The organism is Enterococcus mundtii (assembly GCF_002813755.1).
Taxonomy (GTDB): domain Bacteria; phylum Bacillota; class Bacilli; order Lactobacillales; family Enterococcaceae; genus Enterococcus_B; species Enterococcus_B mundtii.
The window spans coordinates 3,243,376-3,268,417 of record NZ_CP018061.1 but is presented as its reverse complement, the minus strand read 5'-3'; the positions used below and the strand labels follow the sequence as shown (position 1 = coordinate 3,268,417).

The following is a 25,042-nucleotide window of genomic DNA, read 5'->3' as shown; positions in this document are numbered from 1 at the left end:
GAAACAATGTTCACCTGTTTTATATTCTATTCAACTTTCTTTAAGCGCTCGGATCAGCGCTTCTTTGAACCGTTGGTGATCTTCGTGAGTGAAAGGCTTCGGCCCTTTCGTCCGGATACCCGCTTTTCTCAACTTACTGCTTTGGTAACGTTGTTCCAATAATCCGTCAATGTTCGTGGTATCAAACTCTTTCCCCGATTGATGAAAGACTCTAACACCTTTAGGTAAGACCAGTGAAGCTAAGCCATAATCTTGAGTGATCAAAAAATCACCATTTTTGATCAGCCCGACGATTTTATAATCTGCACTGTCTGCCCCTTTATCGACATAAACAAACTGTACATAACTTGGATACTCTTTATTAGTATAGTGATCGACACTTGTCACGATCATTACCTCTAATTGAAAAGATGCCGCAATTTCAATCACATCATTTTTCACTGGAGAGCCGTCACCATCAATGAATATTTTTCGCATGTTCTTTCCTCCATAAAAGATAAACAGCAGTTACCCCAAGGAGCAATACACTGACATTTATCCATTTTACGTACACTAACAATTGGATCATCGCGTTTGGCACGCTCAGACTACCAGTCAGTTGGAGCAATACACTCACAGGTTTGTCCAACCATTGTGCCATCAATAACATCAATGACATCAATAAGAATTGATGGGTCACACTTCCTTTGTTTTGCGTCGTAAACTTCTTGATCACGCGATTATCCATCGGTATTTCTGCGTCGATCTCATAATACGTACGATTCAACCAACTGCCTATTATCGCATGCCAAAAACTTAATAAGAATAAGCCAACCACAAAACCGATTTGTGGAAGTAACAGTACCATCAATGAACTAAATACTCCGGCTAATTGAATGAGGACTGGTTCGATCGTCGGAATCTGGATCACTTGATTGCCAATGATTTTAGCTAACACCATCCCTGCAACATAAGGTAAATACATATACACGCCCAAATAGTCGAAACCATAGATACGACCGATATAAAGTGTCCCGAATAAAAAAAGAAAATTGCCTAACATCCCATTCAAAAAAGTAAAACTATTCAACCAAGTGGGTAATTTCCAATGCTTTCTCGCTCTCCCAAGATAAAAAGCCGCAAATAGAAACAACAGCATAAATCCATAGATTGCCACATCAAATAACGCAGGGTCAATCAACAAACGAGCATTTCTCAAAAGAAACAACAAAACGAAAAAGCCGATAAATAAAAGCAACTCTTTGGTAACTACCACATTCGACTTCATCTCTTTAAAATCTAATTCGTAGCGTGGATAATGACTGACCGTATGGTATGCCATAATATAGAACAATGTATATAAAGCTAACGTCATGACGACTTGTGTTGACCCAGGAAGCTCGATCCCCCGAAACAAAAGAAGCAACAATAAAATCGCAAATGGAAATTTATTTGCTGACATGTTCGTGAATCCCTGTTGTTTTTCATGGTAATTCACTGTGATATTTGTGGGGATCAGCCATGCCGCACTTAGTCCTAGAAGTACACTTGATAGATAATACAACGGGAAATAAAGGACACCAAAAATCCCGATCAACGAACCTGCACCACCCATCAATAAAGAAATCATCAACAAGGTATAGCTATCCAGACCAAAGCGAATACTACTAACTAAAAAAAGACCTGTCATGCGAAAGGTATAGAACAAAGTGAAGGGTAAAATCGATAACCATTGGTTCCCATCACTCAAACTTAAAAATAAAAGATACGGCACCAAGATAACCGTATTACTCAAAATAAAAGGTGTCGTCTGGGTAAAGTTCCGCCCAAATCGTTTGATTTTATCAATCATATAAAAACTCCTTACGTGTTAAACATAAGCGACTTGTCATGTCAACGCATCATCTCTATAGACATACCCACATGTCTGTAGGTACAAAACTGATTATACCATAGGAGCAAAGCAGCCAACACCCTATAGAGGTTGTGAAAGCAACACACTGACCCGCAGTCAACCGATAGAAAAAAAAGCAGGAACTCCACAAAATTTGACTAGCAAATTTGGGAATCCCTGCTTATTTTTGAGTGTTGAACATTTCTGTTCGCCACTCACTGGTGCCTGAAAGATTCAGACAGACAAGCCCTTCTCCACAAAAGTCTTGTCCAGCACGCCTACATCCGGTAGGTGATCCGTGGATCATGTGCCGCCAAAATCAATTAGACCTCTAACGTTCAGAGATCTTCTCGACCCGTCGCATAACGTATACTTTAACACAAGCAAGCATTTTATGCGAGTCTTTTTTTCATTTTATAATCAACCATTTGAAATCCTTCGCCGATATCGCTGATCAACTCTCCCTCAATGACAAATCCCTGATGTTGATAGACTGCGATTGCTTGTTGATTTCCTTGATTGACACGCAAGAAAATCTCCTGTGCTTCTGTTTCTTTTGCTAGTTGTTCGTACCAACGAAAAATTTCAGAGGTCAAACCTTTCCCTCGTACTTCTCGAAGAATATAGAGTTTACTTAAATAGATCGAAGAACCCATCTTTTCATAAGCAGTATAGCCAACCGTCCGCCCATCTAGCTTCAATAAGAAATAATTGACTCCTGTTGCACATTCTTTTTCAATCTGTTCTTTTGATTGATAGGTTTCCAACATATAAGCGACTTGCTTTTGACCGATGATCGGCGTAAAGGCTTCTGGCCATACGTCATGGATAACTGCCACGAGTTCATCGAGTTCTTTCTCAGTTACTATTACTTTCTCCAACATTTACTCTCCCCCGTTCAATGAACTAAAAATGCCCTTGTGCCTGTTGGAATAAAAACAACATGATCATACTATATACAGCGACCGACCAAGGTTTTAAAAGAATAACGATTTGCATGTATTCTCTAAATGAAAGCTTCGTCAACCCAGCGACGAGACAAATCAAATCATCTGGCGCAAAAGGCAAAAGTAAAGTAACGATCAATACCTTTTTGATATTGTTTGTTTTTTCAATGACTAGCTGTTCAAATTTTTGAAATTTTTTTGGTGATAAGATAAAACGGACAAAACTCGTACCATAATAACGCACGAATAAAAAGCCGATTGCTTCACCAATAATCAAGCCAATACAACTATACAGCAACCCAAAGACATTTCCAAACATCAACATCCCTGCAACAGAAGAAATCCCTCCTGGCAGAATCGGAATGATCACTTGGATGATTTGGATAAGAATAAATAAAATGATCGCATAGCTCCCAAACTGTTGCATGAATTGCTGCAAAGAATCTGCCGATTGAAAGATGCCATGTCGATAACCATACATGATCAATATGAAAAAAATACTTAATCCAACGAGTGGTGCGACTTGGATGGTTCTATGTACCCATGTTTTCTTCTCAGCCATACGCTTCTCCTACACTTTTCATTTTTCTATGTTTCATAAAAGAACAAGTAATGAACAACTACAAAATCGTCGTATGCAACTTCGTGCAACAGAAGCTTGATCCTCTTGTGCCTCCTAAGCCCGAATAAACAACGTGAAGAAGCTCCTTCAGAAATAAGCGTGAAATCCCAAAAATTTGAAGAAAAATTTTCGGTTTTTCACGCTTATTTCTCGGATTTGAGCACTTCTTTATGACTGATTACCCGCAGAAGTTACTTATAAAACGCCGTTTATTTGGTTTTAGAAGATAGGCATAACGACTACTTCAGTTCTAACACCTGTTCTTAACTTTTTACTGGTGATTCAAAAAACTAGCAACTTTCGTTGTGATCAAGTCGATAGCTACGTGATTTTCGCCACCTTCTGGAACGATAATATCAGCGTAACGTTTTGTTGGTTCAATAAACTGATGATACATCGGCTTAACGACTGTTAAATATTGTTCGATCACAGAATCTAAGGTACGGCCGCGCTCTTCCATGTCACGTTTGATGCGGCGAATGATCCGAATGTCATCGTCTGTATCTACATAGATCTTGATATCCATCAAATCACGTAAACGCTCGTCTTCTAAAATCAAGATACCTTCCAAAATAATCACTTCTTTTGGTTCTTGGATGATTGTTGCTTGACTTCTCGTATGGGCAACATAATCATAGACTGGTTTTTCAATGGCTTCATAGTTCAGTAGTTTTTCAACGTGCTGGATCAGCAGTTCATTATCAAAGGCAAAAGGATGATCGTAGTTTGTATTCAACCGTTCTTCAAAGCTAAGATGACTTTGATCTTTATAGTAAGAATCTTGTTCAAGCATCATGATGGAGTGGTCTGGAAAGTGACTAAAAATCCCTCGGCTGACGCTTGTCTTTCCGCTTCCCGATCCGCCCGTCACACCAATGATAATTGGCTTGCTTTTTGTCATTGACTAAAACCTCTTTCATATCCGTTTTTTCATTCTAATCTATTATAGCGAAAAAAAAGGAAAATGCACTATTTTTCTGAAAATTAATGAGGTGAGATTTCCAAGAGCAGGTAAAGTTCTTCTAAAGAATCAATCCGATAGGTTGGTTGGATCTCTGGTATTTCAGGCAACTTATTTTTATTGAACCAGATCGTATCGATCCCTGCTTCATTTCCACCTTTGATATCCGAAGTCAGTGAATCACCGATAATCACCGTTCGTTCTTTGTCCAACTCAGGAATATTAGCAAACACGTGATCAAAAAAAGCCTTCATTGGCTTTTGTGCGCCAATTGCTTCTGAGACAAAAATTTCTCGAAAATAATGGATCATCCGAGCATCTGTTAATCGTCGATGTTGGGTTTGAGAAACCCCATTCGTCACTATATAAAGTTCAGCTTCACTTGACACTGCTTCCAGTAATTCATGGCTTCCAGGAATCCAATGATGGCCCTGATTCAAATAATGTCGATAACGTTGATCCATTGCTTGGCTATCTACTGTCTTGCCGAACTGTTGGAACAACAGACCAAAGCGGTTGCCTGTCACTTCATCTCTTGTCATCTGCCCTTTTTCAAATTCTCGCCATAAATGATGATTCAATGCTTTATAACTTGTTCTGATCTCTGGTGTCAGTTCAATGCCTTGTTCCGCAAAGAGTTGGTGCAAGGCTTCTGCTTCTGTTTGTTGAAAATCTAATAACGTATCATCTACGTCGAATAATAATGTATGATATTTCATCTAATTCTCCTATTTCTTCTATATTTAATGTTTCGTTTATTTGCATTTTCGTGGGTTGTTAGGTTGTTAGCAGTGATTACGATAGACGGATTTACTCCTAATGAATCTAAAATGCTTTCGACGTCAGTAGCTAAATTCTTATTGATATTCACTTGAACTTTCTTTTTTTCGTTAATTTTGTCTTTTCCTTCGATTCCAGACATAGAACATCACCTCTTACTCCTATTAGGAGTGTAATACAAATCCATCGAATGAAATACCCAATTCACTTTTATTATTTAAAATATTTTTTTAGTTTTTTTAGTTCGTCTAACGTCAATGAACGATATGAACCTTCAGCTAAATGTGGATCTAACTGTAATGGACCCATGCTGATGCGTTGTAATGCTGTCACTTTTTTCCCACAAGCCAAAAACATTTTTTTCACTTGGTGGAATTTTCCTTCTTGGATCGTCAGGCGTACGATACTTTGTCCTTGTTGGATATCCAAGACTTCTAGATGGGCTGGCAAACACTGATAGCCACTATCAAAGATGATCCCTTTTTCAAAAGCAACTTGATCAGCTTCTGTCACTTGTTCATTGACAACTGCTACGTATGTTTTCTTCACTTTCTTCTCAGGCAGTAACATTTCATAGCCTAATTGTCCATTTGAAGTGATTAGCGATAACCCTGTTGTATCACGATCTAATCGCCCCACTGGATACAAAGGCTGGGTGCGGTCGGCTGAAGCCAACAAATCGATAACGGTCGTTTTGTGAACGTCTGTCACCGCTGTTACAGCTTTTTTGGGTTTATTCAGCATAAAGTATACTTCATTTGTATGTAGATTTACGCCATCCACTTCGATACAGTGGAGCAAACTATCCACATTACGATTCTGTTTCTGTTCCACTTTACCATCGATACGTACGAGTTTCATCGCAAAAAGTCGTTTCATCTCTTTACGTGATGTTTCTAATTCTTTTTCTATTAATTTATCTAACCGCATAACTGCTTCCTTTCCTAGCTACATACGCATTATAACCTGAATCGTACATCATGCAAAATGGAAACGTTAAGTTGTTTCCTTGACTTACTTAGAAATTCGCGTTACGGTTAAAGAGTAAAGTGAATTGGATTTCTCATACACAGCGTAATGACCTGGTGGAGAAAAGTTGAATCCTGACTTTTTAAGGGCAGATGCGCGCATCTGTCTTTTTGCGTTTTTTCGCGCTACCTGATAATGTGCAAGAGACCATGTGACATTCACTTAAATAAAATCTGTCTGACACCAAAGCAGACAGTCACATTTTAAGGAGGAATTTTGGTTATGTCAGTATCATTAGAAGTAAGTAAAAGAGAAGTACGTCCCCGTTCATTGAGAAACAAATTGCGTCATGAAGGAAAAGTTCCTGCAATCGTTTATGGCTACAATGTAGAAAGCACGCCAATTTCATTTGATCGTGCGACATTTAGTAAAGTATTGCGTGAGAATGCCGCAAACACAGTTATCACAATGAATATTGAAGGAAAAAAAGTCAACACACTTGTTCATAAAGTCCAATCAAACACATTTACCAACCAATTAGAACACGTGGAGTTCCTATCTGTTAATATGACAGAAGAAACAGAAGTCGAAACAGAAATTGTCCTTGTTGGCGAATCTACTGGTGTGAAATCTGGTGGTGTATTGGCTCAAAACCTATATACTGTGATTGTTTCTGCTACGCCAGATCAATTACCAGAAAACATCGAAGTGGATATCACTGATTTAGCATTAGGTGATTCGATCACTGTAGCGGATCTACCAAAAAATGACGCATACACGATCATTACTGATGGAGAAGAACAAATCGCCGCAGTTGTTGCACCAACAGAAGAAGAAGAATCAACTGGTGAAGCAGCAGAACCAGAAGTGATTGGTTCAACTGAAGAATAAACGTCTTTTGATCAACGAAGCAGTGACTTGTGTCATTGCTTCGTTTTTTTTAATTCCCACTTAAAAATAAATTGTTTTAAGAATGGTATATTCCTATTTATCAACCCTTATTTGTTTTTTTGATAAGCGCAAAAACCCTTATATAGTAAGGTTTCTTGAAGTCCTCTTAAAAGTTTCTTATACTTTGAAAAAAAGTATGCAAATATTGTTGCATTTTGTATAAATGTTTATTAGAATGAACCAACGTTAAAAAAGTATAACTCGTTTATCCTGATAATAATATGTTGTTCTCGTCATTTCGGTTTTTTAGACAAAGGAGGCTAAGCCGATGTTTGAAAGTTTTGATAATAGCCGTAATCGATACGCATCACTAGGTGTGGTATCAAGTTTACCAGATGAACTGATCGATAGTATCTGGTTCGTTATTGATTTAGACCTTAAGGGTGTTATTCCATTAGATAATATTTTAGCTTTTGATTTAATCAACAATCATGGGAAAGTAACCTTGCATTTTTCTCAAGCAGGCAGTACCGTCGAGATGGGGATCGATTTACCATTCCCTTATTCTCCACAGTATCCGGCGCAAGTATTTGCCTATGATGATGGGACCAGAGAAACCATTCTTCTCCCAAGTGAAATTAAACAATACTAAAAAAACCCTTTGTTTTGCACGATAGCCAAGTAAGTTGACTCTTTGATTTTCATCGCAGACTCACTTCTTGGCTACTTTTATGATGACCTTCTCTGAAAATTTTCAGAAAACATAAAGCATTTTAGCTATTTATTTATCATCAGATTCTAATTGGTATTCCAAGGGTAAACACTATATACTACTAACTAAATTTTAAAAGAAATAAGGAGTTTACAAGATGCGCGATTTAACAAAAGGAAGCCCAGCCAAACTGATTTTGCTATTTACTGTCCCTTTATTGATAGGCAATGTTTTTCAGCAGTTTTACAACATGGTCGATATGATCATCGTTGGGCAGACATTAGGGAAAAACTCACTAGCGGCTGTAGGAGCTACCGGTGGTTTAACTTTCTTGATTATTGGCTTTGCTCAAGGTCTAACCGCTGGTTTAGCCATTATTACAGCACAACGATATGGTGCGAAAGACTTCCGTGGGTTGAAAAAAAGTTTTGCTACAAGTGTCATGATTAGTGTCATTGTTACTGTGATTTTAACTGTCCTTAGCTTAGTATTTATTCGTCCGATGCTCCAGTTGATGCAAACACCTGCAGATATCATTGATGAAGCACAAACATTCATCGTGATCATCCTATGGGGAATCTTTGCTGCCGTCAGCTTCAATTTATTGTCAAATGTTATTCGCGCACTTGGTGATAGTCGAACGCCTTTACTCTTTTTGATCGTTGCGGTAATTATCAACGTTGTCTTGGATTTGATCTTTATTATCAACTTCGGTATGGGAGTAGAAGGTGCTGCTATTGCAACAGTGATTGCGCAAATTGCTTCTAGTCTATTATGTATCGTCTATATCAAGAAAAAGATCCCAATGCTTCAATTACGTAAAAAAGATTTTTCGTTCGATAAACAAGAGATCCGTATGCATTTGAATGTTGCTTTACCAATGGCTTTCCAATCTTCGATCATTGCGATTGGTGCAATCGTCTTGCAATCTGCATTAAACAGCTTAGGTACAGATGTCGTAGCTGCCCAAGCCGCAGCTGGTCGAATCGATCAATTTGCTGTTCAACCTATGATGTCCTTTGGGATTGCGATGGCGACTTTTGCAGCACAAAACTATGGAGCGAAACAATATGGGCGTATCTTAAAAGGCGTTCGTCAAACATTAGTGATGAGTATCGGCTTTAGTTTCTTAGCCGGAGCAATTGTCATTTTCCTTGGTCGACCATTGGTGAGCTTGTTTGTCAGCCCAAATGAAACTGTCGTTTTTGATTTGGCACAAACGTATTTCAACATCAACGGCTCCCTTTACTGGATCTTAGCTATCCTATTTATCTTACGTTACACATTACAAGGACTTGGTCAAAGTAAAGTACCGACGATTGCAGGGATGATGGAACTGATCATGCGTTCTTTCGCTGCAATCATTCTGACTGGAATCTGGGGCTATCCAGGTGCTGCTCTTGCTTCACCACTCGCTTGGGCTGGTTCTGTCATTGTCTTGCTTTACTCTTATATCCGCGCTGTGAAACATTTGAAACAGCTAGATGCCGAACAACAGCAATTTTCAATTGAAGATGCTGAAATCAGTTATTAGATTAAAAAAAGTGTTCCTCCTATACTACGGGAAGAACACTTTTTTTCTATGGATTCGTTGGTAAAATCACCAAGTTGAAATAGTCGATATGTGCATGATCATATTCCAAAACTGTAAATTTGAATTGTCCAATCGTAATCACTGTACCTGGTTCGATCTCTTTTTGATAGCTTGACATAAAGCCAGCCAGAGTGATAAAATTCGTTTCTTCAAATTCTGGAACATCCTCATTGAAGTAGCGCTCAAAATCATCAAGTGTCAATTTACCTGAAACAATATAGCTGCCATCTGCTTGTTTCGCAATCAATGCTTGGTCCACATCTGTTTCATCTCGAATCTCACCGACGATCTCTTCTAAAATATCCTCGATCGTGACAAGTCCACTTGTCCCACCATATTCATCCTTTAAGATCGCTATATGTTTTCCTTTTCTTCGCATGATCGTCAATAGTTTTTTGATGGGGATAGTTTCTGCTGTCACGATTGGTTCTTCAATCAGAGACTCCACCGTTATCTGGTCATCTTCTAAAGATTGTTTGATCAACGCAGGTAATGTCACGTATCCTAACACATTATCTTTGGATTCCAGTATGACAGGATATCTCGTATGCCCACGTTCAATCGATTCCTTGATGGCTTGTTTGACTGTATCTGACGCATCAAATACTTGCATCGATGTCCGATCTACTTGAATGTCTTTTGCCAGTGTGTCATCAAATTCAAAGACATTTTCTAAGTACTGGTATTCATCCTTTGTCAACTCACCTTGCTGGTAAGAATTGAGGGCAACTAAAGTCAATTCTTCTTGCGAGAGTGTTTCTTCACCTTCTGATACTAGTTTCACGCCTAGCAATTTACCTAAGCTTGCTGCCGAATGATTCAATACCCAGATGAAAGGAAACATCGCCAGATAAAAATAATGCAAGGGTCTGACTACGAATAACACAACTTGTTCCGTATTGACGATACTATAACTTTTCGGCAAAAGTTCCCCCACCACAACGTCGACATACGTCACCAGAATGAACCCTAATGCGACAGAGATCGTTGCACTTATTCCCCGTCCGATCGGAAGCTGACCGATCCAAGGTTCCAACAATGCTGCCACAGAACCTTCGCCAACCCAACCAATGATCAAGCCTGTCAATGTGATACCCAACTGACTTGCAGATAAATAATCGTCTAAATGATGGGTCACATGCAGCGCTAGTTTGGCGTTCTTCACGTCGTCTTTTTCCAATTGCTCTAAACGGGAACGTCTGATTTTTACCAAAGCAAATTCACTCGCAACAAAAAAAGCAGTGATTGCTATCATAAAAAATAATATGACAAAATTTAATACCATTTGTTTCGCCTCACTTTTCATTTCAATTGTACAACTTTTCATAAAAAGAGTATAACTAGGAGGCTTTTGATTTCTGCTTCTCCCACGAGATCACTTTAAATAATGGGAGGATTTATTCACTTGTATCACTAGCATTCAACAGCTATTCAATAACAAGAAAATTTATAAATTAAGGTTTAAAATGTGCGCATGTGCTATGCTATTACGTGACAGTACAGTTTAATGACGGTGGCTATCCTTCGAAAGCAAGGTGGTGCGTATGCACATACTTTCTAAATCTTACGAAAGGAGACGCCTTTTGTCGGCACTCGATACAATCCAATTGATGCTCAGCTTTGGTATGTTCACCATCGCCCTGATCACGTTGGTTGTAGCATTGCTTAGCGACGACAAAAAGAAATAACCGTCCTCGGCTTAGGACGGTTATTTTTATAACAATTAACTAAACCTATGCCGCTGTTTTTTAAACAACGCTGTCAAAGGGGAGTTGTTGATGCAACTCCTCTTTTCGTATTTAGTATAGCATACTATCGACATGCTTACTAGATTAAGTTCTAGGGAAGATCCTCTGTCAGTTGGGCATTTAGTCTAAATTGATGCTCAGCTTTGGTATGTTTACTATCGCTCTGATCACGTTGGTTGTAGCATTGCTTAGCGACGACAAAAAGAAATAACCGTCCTCGGCATAGGACGGTTATTTTGTAAAAAATAAGTTGAAATATGCCGCTGTTAATTAAGCGGTACTGTCAAAGGCGAGTTGTTATCGCAACTCCTCTTTCCAGTTTTAGTATAGCATAAACTAATTCTTTATCTACTTACTTTTTCGTTCTTTCAACCACGTTTTTCTTGTTCCACCAATCAGCAAAGGTACTGTTTCATGTTTGACTTCACTGTATTCTAAACCAAACCATGTTTCTGGCGTCGTAGCGATTTTCTTGATGGCAAGTTTAGCTTGCATGATTTGTCGTTCCCATTTCCCAAGAGTTGTTACATTGGAAACTACTTCGTCGATCAAGATGAATTGGAAATCGCCGACTTCTCTTCCTGGAGTCAATGAATACGTCTGTGGTTGTTTTGGTAGACGTCCTTGTTTCATTAAATCGTGGATGATTTGTCGAACGTAGACATTGATTTCTTGTTGTACGCGGAATCCTAAGAACAGGTTCACTTGAACAACGAAATCGGTTCCCATCATATCCACTTGATATTCTTTCGTATAGGGTTCATCGGTTACTTCTACGTGGACAAACCAATAGGCCTTCGCCCGCTTTGGTCGTTTATCTAAAATGGAATACACGAACTGACGACCAACCTTCCCATCTGCCATATCTGGCACTAAGAAAACTACATTCGTTTGATACATTGGTAAGGATTTGTCCTCTTTCAATGCTTGAAGTTGTGGAATATATTCTTTTAATGCCACTTCTTCTGCGACCGATTCACGAATGATATTTCCTTGTTCCCAAACAAACATGACTGCTAGAATGACTAAAGCAATCAACACAGCGACAAAACCGCCATGGAAGAACTTCACGATACTTGAAATAAAGAAGACGACTTCGATTGCCCCAAAGAAAAAGGTAATTGTATGAGCTAACCACTTCGGATAGCCAGTTTGGAGCAAATAGAAATAAAGTAAGGCAGTCGTCATCAACATCGTTACGGTAATGGACAGCCCGTACGCAGCTTCCATATGGTGTGAGGTTCTAAAGGTAACAACAACCAGTGAACAAGCAATCCATAGAATCAAATTTACTGCTGGAATATACATTTGCCCGATACTGCTTCCGGGATACATGATTTTCAACCGAGGCAATAATTTCAATTTGATTGCTTCTGAAACTAGAGTAAATGACCCAGTAATTAACGCTTGCGAAGCGATAACAGCCGCAATCGTTGCAAATATGACCCCAATGACGGTAAAACTAGCCGGCATCATTTTGAAAAATGGATTCAAGTTTTCGATCGCTTGGGTTTCTGGATTTTGATAGACATTCAACAGCCATGCTGCCTGCCCAAAATAATTCAATACCAAACATACTTTAACGTATGGCCAGCTTAAACGAATGTTTCGTTTTCCGACATGTCCTAAGTCAGAATAAAGCGCCTCTGCCCCAGTAGTAGCCAGAAAGATATTTCCTAGAATAAATAGACCTAGCTTATTATCAGGACTAAATAGCAACTGGATCGCATAATAAGGATTTAAGGCACGGATCACTGTCCAGTCTTGACTGAAATTAAACAAGCCCATCGCGCCTAAAAAGGTGAACCATAAAAACATAATCGGTCCAAATGCTTTCCCGACAACTTCTGTACCGAATCGTTGGACCATGAATAAAACAAAAATAATAACTAAAGTAATAATGACGATGATGTTCTGGTCATTGCCGAAACGGTCAAAGAATTGTGGAATCCCACGCAATCCTTCAATAGCGGTCGTAACCGTTACAGCGGGGGTCAGTACCCCATCTGCTAATAATGCTGCGCCACCGATCATTGCAGGTATGATCAGATATTTACCGCCTTTTCTAACCAAAGTATATAAAGAAAAAATCCCACCTTCCCCATGGTTATCTGCATTTAAAGCAATCACGACATATTTGATCGTCGTTAATAATGTCAAAGTCCAAAAAATCAAGGAGACTGCTCCGATAACAAAATCTGGGTTGATCCCCCGCAAGCCGCCATTGTCTTCTACGATTGCTTTCATTACATAAAGCGGACTGGTACCGATATCTCCATAAACAACCCCCATGGCGACTAATAACCCAGCCATCGAGATTTTTTTTGTGTTATGCTTTGTTGTCACTGTTCCCCCTCATTTCTCCAATCCTATGATTGACCTAAATTCCACCTAATTATCCAAGTATTCAACGTCGGTGTCAATAAATCAGCTAAAAATAACCGATTCATCGACGTCTTCTTAAATAATCGGCTGTAAAGGAGTAAAGAGCCAAACAAACGAGTGCCCCGATCAATGATGGGATAAGATAAAAGCCACTGATTGATGGACCTAGATCGCCTAACACAAATTCACCTAACCAACTTCCAAAGAAACCAATGATAATATTTCCAGTGACGCCCCCTGGAACATCTTCATTAAGAACAGCTCCAGCAACGAATCCTAATACGCCACCTACAATCAATGAGAATAAAAAATGGATCATTTCCATTCCTCCTTTTGCACTTTAAATAACTAAGTGTTTATTAAGAAAATATAAATTGACCCTTTATGCGTTTTACTTTAACGATTTTAAAAAAATAAGCGTACTACTTTTGAAAATATAAAATTATTTTCGTAGTAGTACGCTTATTAAAAAACTTTTATCTTAAAACGATGGAATTACTTCTTGTCCTCTTCGTTCAACATTGCTTTTCTTGAAAGATTCACACGACCTTGTTTGTCGATCTCTGTCACTTTCACCAACACTTCATCGCCTAGTTTCACAACGTCTTCTACATTGTTCACACGTTCATTCGCTAATTGAGAGATATGGACTAAGCCGTCTTTCCCTTTGATCAAGTTGACAAATGCACCGAATTTTTCGATACGAACAACTTTACCAAGGTAGACTTCGCCAACTTTGACTTCTTTTGTCAAGTCTTCGATGATCTTGATTGCTTTTTGGATCATTTCTTTATCAGAAGAAGCAATACTTACTTTACCGTCTTGATCGATATCGATCTTCACGCCTGTTTCATCAATGATTCCATTGATCGTATCGCCACCTTTACCGATGACATCCTTGATTTTCGTAGGATCGATTTGGATCATTTCGATTTTAGGTGCATATTGGCTAAGCTCTTCACGTGGTGTAGCGATCGTTGAAGTCAATTCTTCTAAGATTTCCATACGTGCTTGTTTTGCTTGTGCCAGTGCTTCTTTTAAGATTTGTTCCGTGATACCTTGGATCTTGATATCCATTTGTAGTGCTGTGATTCCATCTTTTGTTCCGGCAACTTTGAAGTCCATGTCGCCTAAATGGTCTTCTAGACCTTGGATGTCTGTTAAAATCGTGTAGTTTTCACCATCAGATACTAATCCCATAGCAATACCAGCAACAGGTGCTTTGATTGGCACACCTGCGTCCATCAATGCTAAGGTACCTGCACAGATACTTGCTTGAGAAGATGAACCATTCGATTCAAGCACTTCTGCCACTAGACGGATCGTGTAAGGAAACTCTTCTTCTGAAGGGATCACTTGTGCTAATGCACGTTCACCTAATGCACCATGACCGATTTCACGACGACCTGGTGAACCGGCACGACCAGTTGAACCCACAGAAAATTGTGGGAAATTGTAATGGTGGATGAATCGTTTGCTGACTTCTACACCTAAGCCATCAATGATTTGGTGTTCCCCTAAAGGTGCCAATGTACATGATGATAGTGCTTGAGTTTGTCCACGAGTAAATAATCCAGAACCATGAACACGTGGCAACAAGCCAACTTCTGATGCTAAAGGACGGATCTCATCTAATTTACGACCATCAGGACGGATTTTGTCAATCGTGATCAACTCACGAACGACGTCTTTTTCAAGATCTTCCGTAATTTGTTTCACTTCTTTTAGTAATTGCGCTTCCTCTTCATGACCCGCAAATTTCTCTGCATAAGCTTCGCGAATATCGATTTTCACTTGGTCGATATTATCTTCACGCGCTAATTTTTCTTCTGTCATGACCGCTTCTTTCATCGTGCCATATGATGCATCAAAAATTTCTTTTTTCAAGTCAGCATCGACTTGTAATAAAGAAACTTCCATTTTTTCTTTGCCGACAGCTTGAACGATTTCTTCTTGGAATGCGACTAATTCTTTGATTGCGTCAAATCCAAATAATAATGCACCCAGCATATCTTCTTCAGAAACTTCTTTTGCGCCACTTTCAACCATGTTGATTGCTTGTTTTGTACCAGCTACGCTTAATTCGATATCGGTAGTCTCTGCTTGTTCAACTGTTGGGTTCAAGATGTACTCGCCATTGACACGGCCAACTTCAACACCTGCGATTGGTCCATCGAATGGGATATCTGAAATCGATAAAGCTAGTGAAGAACCTAACATTGCTGCCATTGCGGGAGAACAATCTGTTTCCACACTCATCACGATATTTGTGACTTGGACTTCATTACGGAAACCTTCCGCAAACATTGGACGGATCGGACGGTCGATCAAACGAGCAGTCAAGGTTGCTTCCGTACTTGGACGACCTTCACGTTTGATAAATCCTCCTGGGATCTTACCAGCTGCATACATTTTTTCTTCATAATTGATCGTCAATGGGAAGAAATCTGTATCTTTGGCTTCTTTTGAAGCAACTGCCGCACTTAATACGACCGTATCCCCATAACGAACTAATACTGCTCCATTGGCTTGTTTGGCTAATTGGCCAACTTCGATCTCTAAGGGACGTCCGCCCCATGTCGTTTTAAAAACTTGTTTTTCTGACATAAATACTCCTTTTCCTTCTCGTGAACGCTAGACGCTACTAAACAAATGAAAACCGCGAAAGCGATCTTTTGCACCTTTCATTTGGTTAGTAGGAGTCCATCGAGCTGATTCACAGAAATGTTTGATAGTTTAAAGTAAAAAAGTGAGATTCACGCGAACCCCACTTTCTGTTAAAAATTAACGGCGTAAGCCTAGACGTTGGATCAATTCACGGTAACGTTGAACGTCAGTTTTACGTAAGTAAGCTAACAAGTTACGACGATGACCAACTTTTTTCATCAAACCACGGTATGAATGATGATCTTTTTTGTGAACACGTGCATGTTCGTTCAAGTGGTTGATTTCTTCAGTTAATACAGCGATTTGTACTTCTGGAGAACCAGTATCTCCTTCATGACGTGCGTAATCTTTGATGATTTCGTTTTTGCGTTCTTTTGAAATTGCCATTTCTTTCACCTCGTTTAATTATTCCCCTGTGACTGAGTAAAACGTTGGTGATTCGTTTAACCAAGTAACAGGACATATGCTTTAAACATACAGCTATACTTTACCTGAATCTTCCTAATAAATCAAGTGTAGAATCCTTAAGAAAATCTAGTTGATTAAACAATCAGGCTACTACTTTTTCAAATTTATGGTAAACTATTAACCGAAAAGAGAGTGTTTGATAAGAAAGGGGTACATATTCCATGATCACAATGGATGACATTATTCGAGAAGGCAATCCAACATTACGTGAAGTAGCGCAAGAAGTCGCTCTTCCACTCAGTGAGGAAGATCTCTTATTAGGAGAAGAAATGTTGGAATTTCTTAAAAATAGCCAAGATCCAATCAAAGCAGAAGAATTAAATTTACGTGGTGGTGTCGGCCTAGCTGCGCCTCAGCTTGATATTTCAAAACGGATCATTGCGGTCCACGTACCAAATCCAGATCCAGAAATCACAGAACCGACGTTGAGTACGGTCATGTATAATCCAAAAATCCTGAGCCATTCCGTCCAGAATGCTTGCTTAGGCGAAGGTGAAGGCTGTTTATCCGTCGATCGTGAAGTCCCTGGGTATGTTGTGCGCCATGCAAAAATCACGCTTTCGTACTATGACAAAAACGGTGAGAAACAAAAAATCCGTTTAAAAAATTATGAATCCATCGTAGTACAACATGAAATCGACCATATCAATGGCGTAATGTTCTATGACCATATCAATGATCAAAATCCTTTTGCCTTAAAAGAAGGCGTCTTGGTGATCGAGTAAGAATAGATAATGACAAAAATGAACAGAGAGTGGCAGCTTCATCTGCTTTCCTCTGTTCATTTTTTCTACCGTAAAAACTCATCTCGATCTTGTTTTAACATTTTTATAGAAGTTGACAACAATAAATGATTGTTTCTTGTACGAAACACTCTTTACTCTTCTCTTAAAGATAACTCAACGTTCCGTCAATGTTTTTTGCTGGTGTTTTGTTGTCTGATGCATTCCGAGATTCTGTCCAAATTTTGTTGATCGAAAACCAGTTAACAATTTAGTCATCCTAACTTTTTCTGTATTGGTTGGTTTGGTAGTCACATTTTCTGCTGGAGTGTTTTTCCCTTTTTCAAATACATTATTGAACCGAGACACAACACTACTAAAGCAATGGGTCTTATTTCTAGCGTTCTCACTAGTATTCGTACTTCGATCATTCATTCCTGCAATTCTTGTGTAATACGAGTGACCTTTTCTTTGAATTAATTGATCGGTTGCTTGATCAACCAATCGTTTTATTGGTTTGTGTGGTGGATCTAGTTCCATTTCCACTCCTGTATTGGATGCTGTCCTTCTAAATAGAGCACTTACATTTTTACACAACTTAAGCTCATCCAAAGAGGCATTTATAACAGCTTCCTTGTTTTTTGAAGTTTCTTTACCATATAAACATCTTTTGACACTAGCCAATTCATTTATCTTTTCATTTGCATTCATTGAGGCTACTATAACTTGGCTTTCTTTTACTACCGTGCTTAAGTGGGTAACGACACTCTTGAAATCTTTAAGGTTATCAGTGACTACTACCTTAGCTTTTTGTGGTTCGATCTTATCTAGCGAAGTAAATGTTCGTTCAAATCTCTTTGCCTGTTCATTTAACGGTGGAAGCACATCTATGGTTGCTTTTTGAGTTGCCGCTGTATGTGAATCCTCTATAGGAAAGGGTTCATTTTTGATAACTGATTTTGGTACACGATTTGCCCATAATTCTGGATCACGCTCCCATGGTGCCACTACTCTTTGCCCATTTTCCCAAAAAACAAATCTACCTTGTAGTTGATTTCTTTGAAGATACAAGACTCGCAGCGCATGATCGAACACATCATTTCTAAAACTGTCAATTGTTTGATCCATTTGATGGCGAAGCGAATCTAATGGTACCCATAGCTCAACATCTTCTCTTTTTTTAACAGCTTCAATCAGGATCAATTCAGAACGGTGGATCAAGGGGTTTTGGCTCCCCGCATCTGCAATCTCTTCAAAGTCTTGATTAGTATATTCTATTGTTTGTGTACACTCTTGCCTCTCTCCCAGTGATTGCATTGGATAAACAGCGTTTGTGTTCAAATCTATGCTATCTCTTATTACTTGAATGATTTCATTAAGTAGAGGATTGTTCTGTATTGCTCTTTCTAAATTCTTGGAATTAATTGAACGTTTTCTTAAGGCGTGAAAAATCAATTCTATGTAAACTTTCGAATCATGGGGTATCTTTTTTTGTCTAGGATCTAAATGATCCAATTTTTCCATTAAGCCTTTTCTATCCTGTTCGTCACCAAAAATCAATACATGTTTTAACTTCTCGACATTTTTTTCTATTGGAAAAATCGTCTCCGGTGGATAATGAATAGATGCAGGGTTGCTCAAGTTCTGCTCCAACCTTATTTCTTTCCTTTTTTCTTTTAATACTTTTCGTCGGTGTAATTCCTCCGTTACTTCATGCTCTTTCTTTTCTAAGCTAGATAACATTCGCTGGATCATTTCCTTAGCTATTGTAACTTGTATAAATGGTAAACGACCATTTATTGTATCGGTTATGGACTTTTGCTGATAGAGATATTCTTTTAAATCACCAGAAGAAATTTCTGCAAGCTTACTTGTGGTATGAATACCTAGTGATTGAATGATATTGCTGGATTTTTCTTGGATCAAGTTTTCATCTATAGTTGGAAGTTGGCCAGGATGATTGAATATTGCTGAAATATATGGATCTTCCTTAAAAAGAAACTGGATTTGTAGATGCCATCGACGTTTTTTTGTATCAATATTTTTTAAAAACTCACTTTTAAGTTGGCCTTTTTTATATAAATAATAAATAAAGATATAATCGAGCTGCCGATTCCAATCTGGATTCTTTTCTTTCAAAGCACTAAGAAATCTATTGTGCATTTCCAAAGACGGTTCAGCATGTTTTGAATGCCATTTAGGTGTCACTTGATTATTCATCTCTAAAGAAAAGATATCTTTCCTACAATTGAATAAAATTGTTTTTAGCGAAGCATCAACTTCGCTAACTGAACAATTCCCACTCTTTTGTTCTTTCATCGTGATGGCTGGTATACCGATTGATTCGTTTTGGATTGAAAGAGTTGCTAACCTTCTCAATATAAAATATGGTTTGCGAACTTCATGAAATCGCTCTTTAAGAAACAGTTCACTTAGTTCCAAAATTTTTGTTGGCGGAATCTCAAAATAAGAAACCGTGTGATCATCGAAATTTTTTTCTTTATCCACCTTCATAATTATAAAAGAATCATTTTTTTTATAGACTGTTAATCCACATGTATGAGGTGATACTGCCCCATACTCTCCTGGATAAAATGAAGAGGGAATAAGCATGAAATCTGTTGGATCATCATTTCTCAGTTTTTCAAAGATCATTTGCACTTGTTCTTTTTTCTCAAAATCATAAAAATCTTTTGTTCGCTTTAGCGATTCCATGATATTTTCTTTTCGTTCCTTTTCAATAAAAAAATTGTCTTGATCCTCACGAATCATTTGAATATATGTTGAGAATAATAATTGATAGTCTTTATTTAAACCAAAATGATTGATATTTTCTTGTAGTGATAAAGATAAAGCTAATATATCTAATTTTTTTCTGAATTCGTTCATTGTTTGATCTATCATAGTTGACCTCCCAATCGTCTTATTTTTTATCTATTCGTCTCAATGGTGTGTCAGTATGTATTTTTATGATTCAGTCAGCGACAATGTTCCATCTGTCTGATTCTTTGTTTACTTTGCGATTGGCTATTCGTCTTTGCGTAGGTTTTCAACTGTTTAAATTCTTTTTTATCACTAAGCGTATACCCTTCTGGTTGTGCCATGCTCTTTGACTTAGGCTGATAGGTTGCCCAAAATTCAGGATCAGATTCCCAAGGTGGAGAAACAAATTTTTTCTTTTCAATAAAAACGACTCGCTGCTTAAACCGTTCCCAGTTTCGATACATATAGCGTAGTTCACTTCCAGTAATGCCGGGGACTTTTTTTACTACTCTTAGGTCACAAAGTTCGTCTAATAGAAAGACTATTGTGACATGTTGAGACAACAAAGTGAGTTCTATCCCTATTTTACAGCCTTTTTTTATGAAGTGTTGCTTGATCTCTGGACGATCAAATTGGGTATCGTCTTCTGAAATGACCTCTTTAAAGATGTTTTTCAATTGAAATTTTTCAATCGTTTGTGTGACATGATAATATGTTTCCCACAATGGTAAATAGCGTTCCTTTTCGGGGAGGTAATCAATCCAATGACTAAAAAATTCGTCTCTACTTTTTTCTGTAGGACAATGTTTTATATGTTCAAAAATACTTTCCATTAAAATATCATTATACTTATCGATATTAAAATCATTTATGTCCTTATATTGGAAATGTTTTAGCAAAACTTGATCTTCATAGTTAAAGTGGATACGTGCTACCCGTAATCCGTAGATTAGAAGATGGCTCTCTGACGGGGAAATAGCCGATGATTTTCTCAAATCATTTTCCACACAATTTCTCCATAATCTAGCATTTCTTTCCCAAGGAGCTGCGACGATTTGTCCATGCTCCCAAAAGACAATTGATGCTTTGAGCTTATCTTTTTCATGGTATAAACTGCGTAACGTAAAATCTTTATATCTATTTTGCTTCCCTTGGATCGTCGTTACAAAATCCCCATCATAAGAATCTAAAGGTATCCAGATGATAAGATCACTTCGTTTTTTTGCAACTTCAATCATTAATAATTCTGTTTTTTTTAACAATTGTATTCGTAGACTATAAGTTAAAGTATCTTTCATTGAGTGATTGGCAAATTGTCCTGTTTCCTTGTATTGTTGATACTCCTCAAGAAACGGCTCCGAGTAGATCCTGTGTAATTGAAACCTTGGGTCCTCCATCATGATGGCTTGAATATCTTCCCAGAGTGGATATTTGCTGCCTTCTTTTATTTGGTCAATCAACTCTTTGGGTTGAAGAGAGAAATTCTCAAAAGGTTGTTGAATGAGATAGTCGACTAACTCTTCCATATAAACCAATGGGTCATACGGATTTGTTTTTTTCCTGAGTTCTCTATCATTCAACTGTTGTTCCAAATTGCTTTCAGCTGCTCCAAAGCAAAGAATTGTTTTTTGATTTGTTCCTCGAAGCATTTTTCTCCCTCTTTCAATAAAAGTATTTGTAGCATTTCTGTTCAGTATAGTTAAAGTTTTGCCATAGCATAAATCAATTATTTTATAAATAAAGAAAAAATGAGATGGAGATAGAAGTAAAAACACTCCTATCTCCATCTCATAAAGTAAATTATTGGTTCCCTTCGAACAAGATGCCTGCTTCTGCCAAGCTTTGTTTGATTTGCTGCAATACTTCCTTATGTGAGTAACGGATCGTATGCAGATGGATCCCATCCGTTAATTCAGACAATAACGAAGCTTGACTTTTCCGATAACGTTTCATAAATGAGCGAACATCTTCTACTGTCTTGATATGAAGCATCCCTGTCAGTTCGCCATACAAGGGATGCTCAACGATGACGTCTAGTATCTCGCCACCATGAGCAACGATCAACTGTAGTTCTTCCTCTGTTTGTTCTCTCTGATGTTGTACAGCGATTTTACTGATGAACCCATTTTTATCTTGTTCATCTTCCAAAAGATATCCTCTGGCCGTCGCCACGATCGCTTCTCCTGCTGCTCGTAGCAACGCAATGTCTCCTACAATGATTTGGCGACTGACACCAAAACGAGTAGCAAACTTACTGGCACTGACAGGTTTCTCTGCATCAACTAGCGTTTCAATGATTTCTTTTCGGCGAGTTTCTCCTTCAATCATTTATCTACTCCATTCGTTTCTTTTGATAGTTTCGTGAGTGCTTCATGATATCTGCATAAGTAGCTAAGATCGTCTCACTGTATTCTGGTGTTTTCAACCAACTAGCAACTTTATCCAACACTTGTTGTTCTCTTTTTTTATCATAAACTGCTTGGTTAGTTGTTCGTTTGACGTCACCGATCTTCGTGACCGTAGCCATTCTTTTTTCAAGTAGTTCTACTAATTGGTGATCGATTTGATCAATCGCTTGTCTCAACTCCTCCAATGACTCTTCAGGCATTGGTTCATCGATTCGTTTGATGATCCGTGCCGGATTCCCTGCGATCACTACATTATCTGGGAATGATTTGGTTACGACTGCTCCCGCTCCGACAACGACATTGTCTCCTAAAGTCACTCCAGGGGTGATGATCACTCCACCACCTAGCCACACATTATTGCCGATCTCGATTGGTTTAGCGAACTCTAACCCGCTATTTCGTTTCACTGGATGTAGCGGATGTGTGGCAGTATAAAGCTGGACATTAGGGGCAAACATGCAGTTATCGCCAATTTTGATCGTACTAACATCTAAGAATGTACAATTAAAGTTCGCATAAAAATTCTCACCTACGTAAATATTATAGCCGTAATCAAAATTGATCGTCGGTTCCATATAAATCTTTTCGCCGGTAGCGCCAAACGTTTCTTTAAGTAATTGACTGCGAAGTTCACTTGTTTCCGCTTGGTTGATGATCTGGCTTTGACTTCGAGCAAATTTTCTATCGGCTGATAATTCTGGATCACCCGCAAAATAAAGTTCGCCTGCAATCATTTTTTCTTTTTCTGTTTTAGCTGTCATTTTACACTCTCCTGTACTTTTTTGAACACCTTCGTTCCATCTGTTTGGACAAATCGATACGCCTCTGATAGATAGACAGGGGTCTGATTGATGACTAACAGCTTCGCTTGTGGTGAGCGAAACTGGATCAAATCACAAAAGGGATGGACTTGAAAACTTGTCCCTACGATCACAATCAAGTCGGCCTGACTGACAGCAAAAGCTGCTTGCTCTAATACTTCATCTTGGAACCCTTCTCCATATAACACAATATCTGGGCGAATCTGACCACCACATAGTTGATGCTTGTCACTGCTGAGATAATCTTGCCAGTCAACAGCTTGATGGCAGTTTCGACAATAACAATGATACAGATTCCCATGAAAATTAACTAGTTTTTTACTTCCAGCTTTCTCATGTAACCCATCGATATTTTGCGAAACGACCCATACCTCTTTTTCTTTAGCCAACTCTACGATTTCTCGATGGATGATATTCGGGCGTGCTTCGGGATGATAAAGATGTTTGAGAAACGAATAAAATTTTTGTGGTTCTTCCTCCATCGCTTGATGACTCAATAAATATTCTGGGCGATCCATCCCTTGATAAACACCTGTTAGTGAACGGTAATCGGGTATTCCAGAAGGTGTGGACACACCTGCCCCTGTTAGAAAGGTCAGTTTTTGACTTTCAATCATCGCTGTCGCTGCTTCTTCAATTGTTTGTTCCAACATTTATCACTCACCTCTCTTCTATTATAATCGAAATAAAATGAAACATACCCTCAATCGAATGAAAATTCAGAGATTTTTTTTGAGAAAATACTCACAAACATCACTGACAAAACAATGAAAACGTGCTACAATACCAATGATCTGTATATTTTGAGTATGAAATGAGGTGAATCAATATGGTTGCATTCTTAATTTATTGGGGCGTTATTTTAGCATGTATCGCTTGGTTAGCATTAAGTATTTATTTCTCTATCTTCTATTTAGCACGTAAAGAAAATGGAAATCTATGGGCGTTTGCCTTTTTCAATGTATTGGCAGCAATTGTTCTAGCAATTACATTAGTTGTTTATCGCACATGGGGCTGGGGGATCACACAATACTCTAGTTTGATCTATCTCGTTTTAGCTATTTATGGAGTAACAGTTATTTTACAAGCCATTCTTGGTCGTGAACCTAAGAAAGCTACAGCTTAAAATACTTTTAGATAAAATTAGATAAAAAAGGAAACAGACTGCGTGATTTTGCAGTCTGTTTTTCGTTATTTTACTATCATTTAAGTTTTGCATAAAATGTATAATTATTCTTTTTTCGAAAACATTCTCTTTTCCTTTTTTCATGAAAGAAATTAAATAAACAGTATATTTCTTTATTTATCAACTTTTTTCTGCAAAAATGTAGTTTCTCATTGACAAAGTGGCTACTCTATCGTAGACTATTTTTTGTATAAATAACTGAATACGAGATGCCTCAATCAATGAGGTAGAGGTCGCGAGAATCATTAAACCTGTGGAGTGAAGCAAACATGTGGAAGCAGGGCTAGGGAGGATCGCCGAAATGTACTTTTTTTTGCTTAAAAAGTATGTTGGGACGTAAGTTAACAGCTTACGGACTGTCTTAGCAGTGATGCTAAGTTGCGCTATGTTTTGTGAGAGGTTTATCACTCTGTGAAATTTAGCGGCCCTTTTGTACCTACAAAGCGGTCGTTTTTTATTTCTCCTTGATAAGCAACTGCAATGCATGTATTCGACCACTCGTGTCAAGGCGCTTTGGTTATCAGC

25 protein-coding genes and 1 riboswitch are annotated in these 25,042 nt (G+C 38.3%); of the genes, 7 read left to right on the top strand and 18 right to left on the bottom strand.

Annotation, left to right across the window (positions count from 1 at the left end; translation table 11 throughout):
* Positions 1–30: 30 nt before the first annotated feature.
* The 8 genes from EM4838_RS15250 to EM4838_RS15215 all read right to left on the bottom strand — a co-directional run bounded on the left by EM4838_RS15250 (position 31) and on the right by EM4838_RS15215 (position 6,113).
* On the bottom strand, positions 31–477 hold the full coding sequence (locus EM4838_RS15250) for a YaiI/YqxD family protein (RefSeq protein WP_071866118.1): 447 nt from the start codon (positions 475–477) through the stop codon (positions 31–33).
* Positions 458–1,831 carry a hypothetical protein gene (locus tag EM4838_RS15245; RefSeq protein ID WP_071866117.1) on the bottom strand — a complete coding sequence of 458 codons (1,374 nt, stop codon included), beginning with the start codon at positions 1,829–1,831 and terminating at the stop codon, positions 458–460. Before EM4838_RS15245 ends, EM4838_RS15250 begins: the two co-directional genes overlap by 20 nt.
* A gap of 434 nt (positions 1,832–2,265) precedes the next feature.
* Positions 2,266–2,754, bottom strand: a complete 489-nt coding sequence (locus EM4838_RS15240) for a GNAT family N-acetyltransferase (protein ID WP_177187663.1) — start codon at positions 2,752–2,754, stop codon at positions 2,266–2,268.
* A gap of 25 nt (positions 2,755–2,779) precedes the next feature.
* The gene (locus tag EM4838_RS15235; protein WP_010734362.1) at positions 2,780–3,382 is read right to left on the bottom strand and encodes a TVP38/TMEM64 family protein; all 603 of its coding nucleotides are present in this window, start codon (positions 3,380–3,382) and stop codon (positions 2,780–2,782) included.
* Between the two features lie 331 nt (positions 3,383–3,713).
* On the bottom strand, positions 3,714–4,343 hold the full coding sequence (udk, locus tag EM4838_RS15230) for a uridine kinase (RefSeq protein ID WP_010734363.1): 630 nt from the start codon (positions 4,341–4,343) through the stop codon (positions 3,714–3,716).
* An 83-nt stretch (positions 4,344–4,426) separates the two neighbouring features.
* The gene (locus tag EM4838_RS15225) at positions 4,427–5,122 is read right to left on the bottom strand and encodes a YjjG family noncanonical pyrimidine nucleotidase (RefSeq protein WP_071866115.1); all 696 of its coding nucleotides are present in this window, start codon (positions 5,120–5,122) and stop codon (positions 4,427–4,429) included.
* Positions 5,119–5,325, bottom strand: a complete 207-nt coding sequence (locus EM4838_RS15220) for a hypothetical protein (protein WP_233433747.1) — start codon at positions 5,323–5,325, stop codon at positions 5,119–5,121. The genes EM4838_RS15225 and EM4838_RS15220 overlap by 4 nt, the downstream gene beginning before the upstream one ends.
* A gap of 71 nt (positions 5,326–5,396) precedes the next feature.
* Positions 5,397–6,113 carry a 16S rRNA pseudouridine(516) synthase gene (locus EM4838_RS15215; protein ID WP_071866114.1) on the bottom strand — a complete coding sequence of 239 codons (717 nt, stop codon included), beginning with the start codon at positions 6,111–6,113 and terminating at the stop codon, positions 5,397–5,399.
* 321 nt (positions 6,114–6,434) lie between these two features.
* Here EM4838_RS15215 and EM4838_RS15210 point away from each other — a divergent pair, with 321 nt between their 5' ends.
* The 3 genes from EM4838_RS15210 to EM4838_RS15200 all read left to right on the top strand — a co-directional run bounded on the left by EM4838_RS15210 (position 6,435) and on the right by EM4838_RS15200 (position 9,289).
* On the top strand, positions 6,435–7,043 hold the full coding sequence (locus EM4838_RS15210; protein WP_071866113.1) for a 50S ribosomal protein L25/general stress protein Ctc: 609 nt from the start codon (positions 6,435–6,437) through the stop codon (positions 7,041–7,043).
* 328 nt (positions 7,044–7,371) lie between these two features.
* Complete coding sequence (locus EM4838_RS15205) at positions 7,372–7,695, top strand: DUF960 domain-containing protein (RefSeq protein WP_071866112.1); 324 nt, start codon at positions 7,372–7,374, stop codon at positions 7,693–7,695.
* Between the two features lie 217 nt (positions 7,696–7,912).
* Positions 7,913–9,289 carry an MATE family efflux transporter gene (locus EM4838_RS15200; protein ID WP_071866111.1) on the top strand — a complete coding sequence of 459 codons (1,377 nt, stop codon included), beginning with the start codon at positions 7,913–7,915 and terminating at the stop codon, positions 9,287–9,289.
* Positions 9,290–9,335: 46 nt separating this feature from the next.
* Here the strand turns inward: EM4838_RS15200 and EM4838_RS15195 are convergent, their stop codons facing one another.
* Positions 9,336–10,634 carry a hemolysin family protein gene (locus EM4838_RS15195; RefSeq protein ID WP_071866222.1) on the bottom strand — a complete coding sequence of 433 codons (1,299 nt, stop codon included), beginning with the start codon at positions 10,632–10,634 and terminating at the stop codon, positions 9,336–9,338.
* Between the two features lie 259 nt (positions 10,635–10,893).
* On the opposite strand from EM4838_RS15195, the gene pepG1 reads away from it, so the two are divergent.
* Together pepG1 and EM4838_RS15185 are read left to right on the top strand one after the other, a co-directional pair.
* Positions 10,894–11,037, top strand: coding sequence for a type I toxin-antitoxin system toxin PepG1 (gene pepG1 / locus EM4838_RS15190; RefSeq protein ID WP_071866110.1), 144 nt, complete (start codon positions 10,894–10,896; stop codon positions 11,035–11,037).
* A gap of 193 nt (positions 11,038–11,230) precedes the next feature.
* Entirely contained in the window at positions 11,231–11,308 is a 78-nt protein-coding gene (locus EM4838_RS15185) for a putative holin-like toxin (RefSeq protein WP_100917302.1), read from the top strand.
* A 137-nt stretch (positions 11,309–11,445) separates the two neighbouring features.
* On the opposite strand, the gene EM4838_RS15180 is transcribed toward EM4838_RS15185, so the two are convergent.
* The 4 genes from EM4838_RS15180 to rpsO all read right to left on the bottom strand — a co-directional run bounded on the left by EM4838_RS15180 (position 11,446) and on the right by rpsO (position 16,536).
* Positions 11,446–13,443, bottom strand: a complete 1,998-nt coding sequence (locus EM4838_RS15180; protein ID WP_071866108.1) for a KUP/HAK/KT family potassium transporter — start codon at positions 13,441–13,443, stop codon at positions 11,446–11,448.
* 100 nt (positions 13,444–13,543) lie between these two features.
* Complete coding sequence (locus EM4838_RS15175) at positions 13,544–13,801, bottom strand: GlsB/YeaQ/YmgE family stress response membrane protein (protein ID WP_065096493.1); 258 nt, start codon at positions 13,799–13,801, stop codon at positions 13,544–13,546.
* A gap of 176 nt (positions 13,802–13,977) precedes the next feature.
* Positions 13,978–16,089, bottom strand: coding sequence for a polyribonucleotide nucleotidyltransferase (pnp, locus tag EM4838_RS15170; RefSeq protein WP_071866107.1), 2,112 nt, complete (start codon positions 16,087–16,089; stop codon positions 13,978–13,980).
* A gap of 177 nt (positions 16,090–16,266) precedes the next feature.
* The gene (rpsO, locus tag EM4838_RS15165; RefSeq protein WP_010734375.1) at positions 16,267–16,536 is read right to left on the bottom strand and encodes a 30S ribosomal protein S15; all 270 of its coding nucleotides are present in this window, start codon (positions 16,534–16,536) and stop codon (positions 16,267–16,269) included.
* Between the two features lie 242 nt (positions 16,537–16,778).
* Between rpsO and def the strand changes: the two genes are divergently transcribed.
* Complete coding sequence (gene def, locus EM4838_RS15160; RefSeq protein ID WP_010734376.1) at positions 16,779–17,342, top strand: peptide deformylase; 564 nt, start codon at positions 16,779–16,781, stop codon at positions 17,340–17,342.
* 174 nt (positions 17,343–17,516) lie between these two features.
* On the opposite strand, the gene EM4838_RS15155 is transcribed toward def, so the two are convergent.
* The 5 genes from EM4838_RS15155 to EM4838_RS15135 all read right to left on the bottom strand — a co-directional run bounded on the left by EM4838_RS15155 (position 17,517) and on the right by EM4838_RS15135 (position 23,984).
* Positions 17,517–19,994 carry a hypothetical protein gene (locus tag EM4838_RS15155; protein ID WP_157811379.1) on the bottom strand — a complete coding sequence of 826 codons (2,478 nt, stop codon included), beginning with the start codon at positions 19,992–19,994 and terminating at the stop codon, positions 17,517–17,519.
* A gap of 323 nt (positions 19,995–20,317) precedes the next feature.
* Complete coding sequence (locus EM4838_RS15150) at positions 20,318–21,751, bottom strand: hypothetical protein (protein WP_071866105.1); 1,434 nt, start codon at positions 21,749–21,751, stop codon at positions 20,318–20,320.
* Between the two features lie 151 nt (positions 21,752–21,902).
* Positions 21,903–22,430 carry a transcription repressor NadR gene (locus tag EM4838_RS15145; RefSeq protein ID WP_071866104.1) on the bottom strand — a complete coding sequence of 176 codons (528 nt, stop codon included), beginning with the start codon at positions 22,428–22,430 and terminating at the stop codon, positions 21,903–21,905.
* A 4-nt stretch (positions 22,431–22,434) separates the two neighbouring features.
* Positions 22,435–23,271 (bottom strand): chorismate mutase, encoded by an 837-nt coding sequence (locus EM4838_RS15140; RefSeq protein ID WP_071866103.1) that lies wholly within the window; start codon positions 23,269–23,271, stop codon positions 22,435–22,437.
* Positions 23,268–23,984: an NAD-dependent protein deacylase gene (locus EM4838_RS15135; protein WP_071866102.1), complete on the bottom strand. Its 717-nt coding sequence runs from the start codon at positions 23,982–23,984 to the stop codon at positions 23,268–23,270. The genes EM4838_RS15140 and EM4838_RS15135 overlap by 4 nt, the downstream gene beginning before the upstream one ends.
* Before the next feature lie 176 nt (positions 23,985–24,160).
* Here EM4838_RS15135 and EM4838_RS15130 point away from each other — a divergent pair, with 176 nt between their 5' ends.
* Positions 24,161–24,457: a hypothetical protein gene (locus tag EM4838_RS15130; protein WP_071866101.1), complete on the top strand. Its 297-nt coding sequence runs from the start codon at positions 24,161–24,163 to the stop codon at positions 24,455–24,457.
* 279 nt (positions 24,458–24,736) lie between these two features.
* Positions 24,737–24,911, top strand: a riboswitch (Lysine riboswitch).
* The last annotated feature ends 131 nt before the right edge of the window (positions 24,912–25,042 follow it).